The organism is Streptomyces sp. NPDC004065 (genome assembly GCF_044903565.1).
Lineage (GTDB): Bacteria > Actinomycetota > Actinomycetes > Streptomycetales > Streptomycetaceae > Streptomyces.
The window spans coordinates 24,172-32,192 of the sequence record NZ_JBJDQT010000048.1 but is presented as its reverse complement, the minus strand read 5'-3'; the positions used below and the strand labels follow the sequence as shown (position 1 = coordinate 32,192).

Sequence of the window (8,021 nt, the reverse complement as noted above, 5' to 3'; positions counted from 1 at the left end):
ACCAGTGGGGGGTGGGGGGCGCCCCGCCCGCGGGGGGCGGGGGGCCCCGCGCCGGGGGGGGGGGCCCGCCCGGCCCCCCCCCCCCCCGCCCCCCCCCGCGGCCCCCCCCGGCCCCGGCCCCCGCCGCCGTGACAGACTCCTCGCACGGGCCCGCTGTCGATGTCGGCGCCCTCACGTAGGCTCGCAAGAGACGCACAATGGAGAACCGCGACGAGGGAGGGGGCCACGTGCTCATCGACACCTATGGCCGGGTGGCCACCGACCTGAGGGTCTCGCTGACCGACCGGTGCAACCTGCGCTGCACGTACTGCATGCCCGAGAAGGGTCTGCAGTGGCTGGCCAGGCCCGACCTGCTCACGGACGACGAGATCGTCCGCCTCGTCCGGATCGCGGTGACCTCCCTGGGCATCGAGGAGGTCCGCTTCACGGGCGGCGAGCCCCTGCTGCGCCCCGGTCTGGCCGGCATCGTGGAGCGCGTCACGTCCCTCGAACCCCGCCCCCAGACCTCCCTCACCACCAACGGCATCGGCCTCGGCCGCACCGCAGCGGCCCTGAAGGCGGCCGGTCTGGACCGCGTCAACGTCTCCCTGGACACCCTGCGCCCGGACACCTTCAAGGCCCTCACCCGCCGCGACCGCCACAAGGACGTCCTCGAAGGCCTGCGCGCCGCCCGCGAGGCCGGACTCACCCCGGTGAAGGTCAACACCGTCCTGATGCCCGGGCTGAACGAGGACGAGGCCCCCGACCTGCTGGCCTGGGCCATCGAGCACGACTACGAACTGAGGTTCATCGAGCAGATGCCCCTGGACGCCCAGCACGGCTGGAAGCGCGAGGGCATGGTCACCGCCGGGGACATCCTCACCTCCCTGCGCACCCGCTTCGCACTCACCCCCGAGGGCGCCGAGGCGCGCGGCTCGGCGCCGGCCGAGCGCTGGATCGTCGACGGCGGACCGCACCGCGTCGGCGTGATCGCCTCCGTCACCCGTCCCTTCTGCGCCGCCTGCGACCGCACCCGTCTGACCGCCGACGGCCAGATACGCACCTGTCTGTTCGCCACGGAGGAGACCGACCTGCGCGGCGCCCTGCGCTCGGGGGCGCCCGACGAGGAGATCGCCCGCATCTGGCGGCTGGCGATGTGGGGCAAGAAGGCCGGCGCGGGTCTCGACGACCCCTCGTTCGTCCAGCCGGACCGGCCGATGTCCGCGATCGGCGGCTGATCCACGGCCCGCGACGGACGGCCGGCCACGGACCTGACGCGCTGCCCGCCGGTCCGCCACGTCCGGTGGGGCGGCGTGGGGAGGATCAGGCGCCGTGCGACGCCTCCCACTCCTCCAGGCGCACCACGTCCTTCAGGAAGCCCCGCACGCCGAGGAACTGCGACAGATGCTCCCGGTGCTCGTCGCACGCCAGCCAGGTCTTGCGCCGCTCCGGCGTGTGGATCTTCGGGTTGTTCCAGGCCAGCACCCACACGGCGGCGGTGCGGCAGCCCTTGGCGGAGCAGATCGGAGTGTCGTCAGTCACAGGTTCGTCCCACGGCCCCGCAGAACAAGGCGACGCCGAGCAGCCACGGGGGGAGCTGCCCGGCGTCGGTCTGTCGCTCCGACGGGGGATGCGGAGCGCGTACGAAGTATGTCACGGGTCACCCGTCGCCCGGCACCGGAACAACATGATTGATCTGAGCTTTTCCTGAGCTTCGCGCCCGGCGGTCCACCGGCCCCGGCGAGGGCCCCGCGAGCTGCCTGGTCACGCCCCCTCGGCCCCCGCGCCCTCGTGCCGGGGCGCCTCTCCCCGGGCGCCCGCCGTCGGCGCGCCGTCCGCTCCGCCCGCTCCGTCCGCGGGGGAGTGCGGGTACTCCTCCTCCGAGCGCGGCGCCGTGATCATCGGCCGGGACGGCATGGCCACGAACGTCGACGGCAGCTCGGGCGCGTTCTCCCGCCCGGCGTTGGCGATCACCACGGCGACATAGGGCAGGATCCCGCCGAGCACCAGCGCGACGACGGCCACGTACCGCTCGACGTTCCACAGCGACACCGCGAGGATGACCGACAGGGTGCGGATCGTCATCGAGATGACGTACCGACGCTGGCGCCCGCGCACGTCCTCCTGCAGGCCCGTCCTGGCTCCGGTGATCCGGAACACCTGGACGTTGCCCCCGCCGTGTTGTCTGCGCATTCCTCCACGGTACGCCGCGCCCCCGTCCCCTACGAGGGCGGGCCCCCGCCCCTACCCGCGAGGACGGGCCCCAAAGGCCCCCGCACGGCCCCGCCGGGCATGCGCCCGGGCGACGACCGGCCGACACTGGGCGTAATGCTCATGCCCATCCGGACGAGGAGGCAGCCATGGGCTGGTTGTGGGCGATCATCGTGGGATTCGTGCTGGGTCTGATCGCCAAGGCGGTCATCCCGGGCAAGCAGCACAGCCCGCTCTGGCTGACCACCATCTTCGGCATGATCGGGGCGATCATCGGCAACTACGTCGCCCGCGCGCTCGGTGTCGCCGAGACGTCCGGCATCGACTGGAGCCGGCACGCCTTCCAGCTGGTCGCCGCGATCATCGTGGTCGCCCTCGGCGACATGGCGTACATGGCCCTGTGGGGCAACAAGAAGAAGTACCGCGAGCGGATCTGACCCGGAGAAGAGGGCGCACGGCGAAGGGGGCGGCCCCGCCGGGGACCGCCCCCTTCGCCGGGTACGGACGGCGCCGAAGCCCCGCCCCCGGCTCAGGCGCCCGTGACCTCGACCGCCGCCAGGTTGCGCTTGCCCCGGCGCAGCACCAGCCAGCGCCCGTGCAGCAGGTCCTGAGCCACGGGCACGGCGTCCTCGGCGGTGACCTTGACGTTGTTCACGTACGCGCCGCCCTCCTTCACCGTGCGGCGCGCGGCCGACTTGCTGGGCACCAGACCGGCCTCGGCGAACAGGTCGACCACCGGGGCGAGCCCGGTGACCCGGGCGTGCGGCACCTCCGACAGGGCGGCGGCCAGCGTCCGCTCGTCCAGCTCCGCCAGCTCGCCCTGGCCGAACAGCGCCTTGGACGCGGCGATCACGGCGGCCGTCTGCTCGGCGCCGTGCACCAGCGTCGTCAGCTCCTCGGCCAGCGCGCGCTGCGCCGCCCGGGCCTGCGGGCGCTCCTCGGTCTGCCGCTCCAGCTCCTCGATCTCCTCCCGGGACCGGAAGCTGAAGATGCGCAGGAACTTGGAGACGTCACGGTCGTCCGCGTTCACCCAGAACTGGTAGAAGGCGTACGGCGTGGTCATCTCCGGGTCGAGCCAGACCGTGCCGGACTCCGTCTTGCCGAACTTGGTGCCGTCGGCCTTGGTGATCAGCGGGGTGCCCAGCGCGTGCACGACGGCCCCCGGAACGACCCGGTGGATCAGGTCGGTGCCGGAGGTCAGGTTGCCCCACTGGTCGCTGCCGCCGGTCTGCAGGGTGCACCCGTACCTGCGGTACAGCTCCAGGAAGTCCATGCCCTGCAGGATCTGGTAGCTGAACTCTGTGTAGCTGATGCCCGCGTCGGAGTTGAGCCGCCGCGAGACGGCCTCCTTGGCGATCATCTTGTTGACCCGGAAGTGCTTGCCGATGTCCCGGAGGAACTCGATGGCCGACAGGCCCTGGGTCCAGTCCAGGTTGTTGACCATCACGGCCGCGTTCGCGCCGTCGAAGTGCAGCAGCGGCTCGATCTGCGCCCGCAGCCGCTCGACCCAGCCCGCCACGACCCCGGGGTCGTTCAGCGTGCGCTCGGACGTCGGCTTAGGGTCGCCGATCAGACCCGTGGCGCCCCCGACCAGGGCCAGCGGCCGGTTCCCCGCCTCCTGGATGCGGCGCATGGTGAGGATCTGCACCAGATTGCCGAGGTGGAGGCTGGGCGCGGTCGGGTCGAAGCCGCAATAGAACGTGACGGGACCGTCCGCGAACGCCTTGCGCAATGCGTCCTCGTCGGTGGAGAGGGCGATGAGCCCCCGCCACTTCAGCTCGTCGACGATGTCCGTCACGGTTCTCGTGTCTCCTCGGTGATCATGGGGCAGTCGGGTGACAGCCGACTACGAGGTTATACGCCCTGGCTGACCGAGCTCATGTTGAAATCGGGGACGCGCAGCGCGGGCATCGCCGCCCTGGTGAAGTAGTCGCTCCACTCGCGCGGCAGCGTCTTCTCCGTGCGCCCGGCCTCCGCCGCCCGGCCCAGCAGGTCCACCGGCGACTCGTTGAACCGGAAGTTGTTCACCTCGCCGGTCACCTCGCCGTTCTCCACGAGGTACACCCCGTCCCTGGTCAGGCCCGTCAGCAGCAGCGTCGCCGGATCCACCTCGCGGATGTACCACAGGCAGGTCAGCAGCAGCCCGCGCTCCGTGCCGGCCACCATCTCCTCCAGCGAGCGGTCCGTGCCGCCGTCCAGGATCAGGTTGCCGGCCGCCGGGGTGACCGGGAGCCCGGTCAGGCCCGCGCTGTGCCGGGTGGTCGTCAGCCGCCGCAGCTCGCCCTCGCCGATCCACTCGGTGGCCCGCACGGGCAGCCCGTTGTCGAAGACCGACTGGTCGCCCCCGGAGGAGTGGGCGACCACGAACGGGGCGCACTCCATGCCGGGCTCGTCCGGGTCGCTGCGCAGGGTCAGCGGCAGAGCGCTGATCCGCTCGCCCACGCGCGTGCCGCCGCCCGGCTTGGAGAACACCGTGCGCCCCTCGGCCGCGTCCCGGCCCGAGGACGACCAGTACTGGTAGATCAGCAGGTCCGCCACCGCGGTGGGCGGCAGCAGCGTCTCGTACCGGCCCGCGGGCAGCTCGATACGGCGCCGTGCCCAGCCGAGCCGTACGGCCAGCTCGGCGTCCAGGGCGGCCGGGTCGACGTCCTTGAAGTCCCGCGTGGACCGCCCCGCCCACGCCGAGCGGGTCCGGTCCGGTGACTTCGCGTTCAGCTCCAGGGTGCCGTTGGGCTGGTCGTGGCGCAGCCGCAGTCCCGTGGACGTACCGAGGTAGGTGGAGACCATCTCGTGGTTGGCGAAGCCGTACAGCTCCCGGTCGCCGGCGCGGGCCCGCGCGAAGGACTCGCCGAGCGCCGGCGCGAAGTCGGCGAACACCGCGGAGGAGGTCTCGGCGGGCGCGTCGGTGAAGTCCGGGGACTGCGGCACGTCCGTGACCAGCGGCTGGGCGTCCTCGGCCGGCCCCGCTCCGCGCGCCGCCGCCTCGGCCGCCCGCACCAGCGGCTCCAGCTCGTCCTCGGTGACCGCGGACCGGGACACGACACCCGCGGCCGTGCCCTCCCTGCCGCCGACGGTGGCGATCACGGTGAGGGTGCGCCCGCGGGTCACCCCGTTCGTGGTCAGCGCGTTGCCCGCCCAGCGGAGGTTGGCGGTGGAGTGCTCGTCGGCGATCACGACGCAGCCGTCGGCGCGGGACAGGGCGAGGGCACGCTCGACGACCTCGTGCGGCTTGGTGGTGCGCGGGCTCATCGACCGGCCTCCTGGGTGGTGTTGAGACTGTGCTTCTCCGGGGGACAACCCCCGGACCCCCGGCCGATCCGGACACGGGCCTTCATCGACCGGCCTCCTGGGTGGTGTTGAGGATGTTGACTCCCCTGAACAGGGCCGAGGGACAGCCGTGGGAGACGGCCGCGATCTGGCCCGGCTGGGCCTTGCCGCAGTTGAAGGCGCCGCCGAGGACGTACGTCTGCGGGCCGCCGACCGCCGCCATGGAGCCCCAGAAGTCGGTGGTGGTCGCCTGGTAGGCGACGTCCCTCAGCTGCCCGGTCAGCCGCCCGTTCTCGATCCGGAAGAACCGCTGCCCGGTGAACTGGAAGTTGTACCGCTGCATGTCGATGGACCAGGACCGGTCCCCGACGACGTAGATGCCGCGGTCCACGCCCCCGATGAGGTCCTCGGTGGACATCCCGGCCGGGTCGGGCCGCAGCGACACGTTCGCCATCCGCTGCACCGGGACGTGCGCGGGGGAGTCGGCGAACGCGCACCCGTTGGACCGCTCGAACCCGGTCAGCCGGGCGATCCTGCGGTCCAGCTGGTAGCCCACCAGCGTGCCGTCGCGCACCAGGTCCCAGGACTGGGCCTGCACGCCCTCGTCGTCGTACCCGACGGTCGCCAGGCCGTGCTCGGCGGTGCGGTCACCGGTGACGTTCATCAGCTCGGAGCCGTACCGGAGCTTGCCGAGCTGGTCGAACGTGGCGAAGGAGGTGCCGGCGTAGGCGGCCTCGTAGCCGAGCGCCCGGTCCAGCTCGGTGGCGTGCCCGACGGACTCGTGGATGGTCAGCCACAGATTGGAGGGATCGACCACCAGGTCGTACACGCCGCCCTCGACGCTCGGCGCGCGCATCTTCTCCGCGAGCAGCTCGGGGATCTGCGCCAGCTCGCTCTCCCAGTCCCAGCCGGTCCCGGTCAGGTACTCCCAGCCGCGCCCCACCGGCGGGGCCAGCGTCCGCATCGAGTCGAACTCCCCGCTGGACTCGTCCACCGACACGGCCGTCAGCTGCGGGTGCAGCCGCACCCGCTGCTGCGTGGTCACGGTCCCCGCGGTGTCGGCGTAGAACTTGTTCTCGTGCACGGTGAGCAGCGAGGCGTCCACGTGGTTGACGCCGTTCGCCGCCAGCAGCCGCCCGCTCCAGTCGGCCAGCAGCGCCGACTTCTCCTCGTCGGGCACGGTGAACGGGTCGATCTCGTACGACGACACCCACGTCTTCTCCGCGTGCACCGGCTCGTCCGCGAGCTCCACGTGCTCCTCGGACCCGGCCGCCCGGATCACCTGCGCGGACAGCTTGGCCATGGCCACGGCCTGCGAGGCGACCTTGGCGGCGGCGTCCGGCGTCAGATCGACCCCGGAGGCGAACCCCCAGGTCCCGCCGTGCACGACCCGGACCGCGTACCCCAGGTCGGTGGTGTCCGAGGACCCCGCGGGCCGGGCGTCGCGGAACCGCCAGGAAGCGCTGCGCACCCGCTCGAACCGGAAGTCGGCGTGCTCGGCGCCGAGCGCCCGCGCGCGGGCGAGCGCGGCGTCGGCGAGGGGGCGTAGCGGTAGGGCCGTGAAGGCCTCGTCGATCGTATGGGGCACGGGTTCTCCCTGCTGTCGTCGCCTGTCGGGTCCGGGGTCGCGGGCCGTCCGTCCGATCATGTCGCGCGGCCGGCGGCGGGGACCACAGGTTTCCGGGCCGAGTCCACTGTTTTCTGTAGGGATTCGACAGTGAGTCCCGCACGCCACTGTCGGTGCCCGATTCTCCGCGGGCGGGGGCGGACCGATAGGTTTTCGGTGAAGCCGCCTGTCAGCCCACGGGTCCGGGTGGGCTGTCGCCGCTTGAGACCGCTAACGAAAGGGTGATCCGTTGAGCCGCTCGGTTCTCGTCACCGGAGGCAACCGGGGCATCGGCCTCGCCATCGCCCGCGCGTTCGCCGACGCCGGCGACAAGGTCGCCATCACCTACCGCTCGGGGGAGCCGCCGGCCGGCTTCCTCGCGGTCAGGTGCGACATCACCGACCCCGAACAGGTGGAGCAGGCCTACAAGGAGATCGAGGCCCAGCAGGGTCCGGTCGAGGTGCTCGTCGCCAACGCGGGTGTCACCAAGGACCAGCTTCTGATGCGGATGACCGAGGAGGACTTCACCTCGGTCGTCGACACCAACCTCACCGGCACCTTCCGCGTCGTCAAGCGCGCCAACCGCGCCATGCTGCGGGCCAAGAAGGGCCGTGTCGTGCTGGTCTCCTCGGTCGTCGGCCTGCTGGGTTCGGCGGGCCAGGCCAACTACGCCGCGTCCAAGGCCGGCCTGGTCGGCTTCGCGCGCTCCCTCGCCCGTGAGCTCGGCTCGCGCAACATCACGTTCAACGTGGTGGCCCCCGGCTTCGTCGACACCGACATGACCCGGGCGCTCAGCGCGGACCAGCGCGAGGCGATCGTGTCGCAGGTGCCGCTCGGCCGGTACGCGCAGCCGGAGGAGGTCGCCGCCGCGGTGCGGTTCCTCGCCTCGGACGAGGCCTCGTACATCACTGGAGCCGTCATCCCTGTTGACGGCGGACTGGGAATGGGTCACTGATCA

At 72.2% G+C, this 8,021-nt stretch carries 8 protein-coding genes; 3 read left to right on the top strand and 5 right to left on the bottom strand.

The genetic code is table 11. The features are described 5' to 3' along the window. Positions 1–227: 227 nt before the first annotated feature. Positions 228–1,217: a GTP 3',8-cyclase MoaA gene (moaA, locus tag ACI2LW_RS32540; protein ID WP_404734866.1), complete on the top strand. Its 990-nt coding sequence runs from the start codon at positions 228–230 to the stop codon at positions 1,215–1,217. An 85-nt stretch (positions 1,218–1,302) separates the two neighbouring features. Here moaA and ACI2LW_RS32535 read toward each other — a convergent pair whose 3' ends face one another. Together ACI2LW_RS32535 and ACI2LW_RS32530 are read right to left on the bottom strand one after the other, a co-directional pair. Further along, positions 1,303–1,521: a hypothetical protein gene (locus ACI2LW_RS32535; RefSeq protein WP_404734865.1), complete on the bottom strand. Its 219-nt coding sequence runs from the start codon at positions 1,519–1,521 to the stop codon at positions 1,303–1,305. Positions 1,522–1,743: 222 nt separating this feature from the next. Then, positions 1,744–2,172 carry a DUF3099 domain-containing protein gene (locus ACI2LW_RS32530; protein WP_404734864.1) on the bottom strand — a complete coding sequence of 143 codons (429 nt, stop codon included), beginning with the start codon at positions 2,170–2,172 and terminating at the stop codon, positions 1,744–1,746. A gap of 167 nt (positions 2,173–2,339) precedes the next feature. Here ACI2LW_RS32530 and ACI2LW_RS32525 point away from each other — a divergent pair, with 167 nt between their 5' ends. After that, on the top strand, positions 2,340–2,627 hold the full coding sequence (locus tag ACI2LW_RS32525) for a GlsB/YeaQ/YmgE family stress response membrane protein (RefSeq protein ID WP_404734863.1): 288 nt from the start codon (positions 2,340–2,342) through the stop codon (positions 2,625–2,627). A gap of 92 nt (positions 2,628–2,719) precedes the next feature. On the opposite strand, the gene tyrS is transcribed toward ACI2LW_RS32525, so the two are convergent. The 3 genes from tyrS to ACI2LW_RS32510 all read right to left on the bottom strand — a co-directional run bounded on the left by tyrS (position 2,720) and on the right by ACI2LW_RS32510 (position 7,045). Continuing rightward, positions 2,720–3,988 (bottom strand): tyrosine--tRNA ligase, encoded by a 1,269-nt coding sequence (gene tyrS, locus ACI2LW_RS32520; RefSeq protein WP_404734862.1) that lies wholly within the window; start codon positions 3,986–3,988, stop codon positions 2,720–2,722. Positions 3,989–4,044: 56 nt separating this feature from the next. Next, on the bottom strand, positions 4,045–5,439 hold the full coding sequence (locus ACI2LW_RS32515) for a metallopeptidase TldD-related protein (protein ID WP_404734861.1): 1,395 nt from the start codon (positions 5,437–5,439) through the stop codon (positions 4,045–4,047). Between the two features lie 82 nt (positions 5,440–5,521). Continuing rightward, positions 5,522–7,045 (bottom strand): TldD/PmbA family protein, encoded by a 1,524-nt coding sequence (locus ACI2LW_RS32510; protein ID WP_404734860.1) that lies wholly within the window; start codon positions 7,043–7,045, stop codon positions 5,522–5,524. Between the two features lie 268 nt (positions 7,046–7,313). Between ACI2LW_RS32510 and fabG the strand changes: the two genes are divergently transcribed. Next, positions 7,314–8,018, top strand: a complete 705-nt coding sequence (gene fabG, locus ACI2LW_RS32505) for a 3-oxoacyl-[acyl-carrier-protein] reductase (protein ID WP_404734859.1) — start codon at positions 7,314–7,316, stop codon at positions 8,016–8,018. The last annotated feature ends 3 nt before the right edge of the window (positions 8,019–8,021 follow it).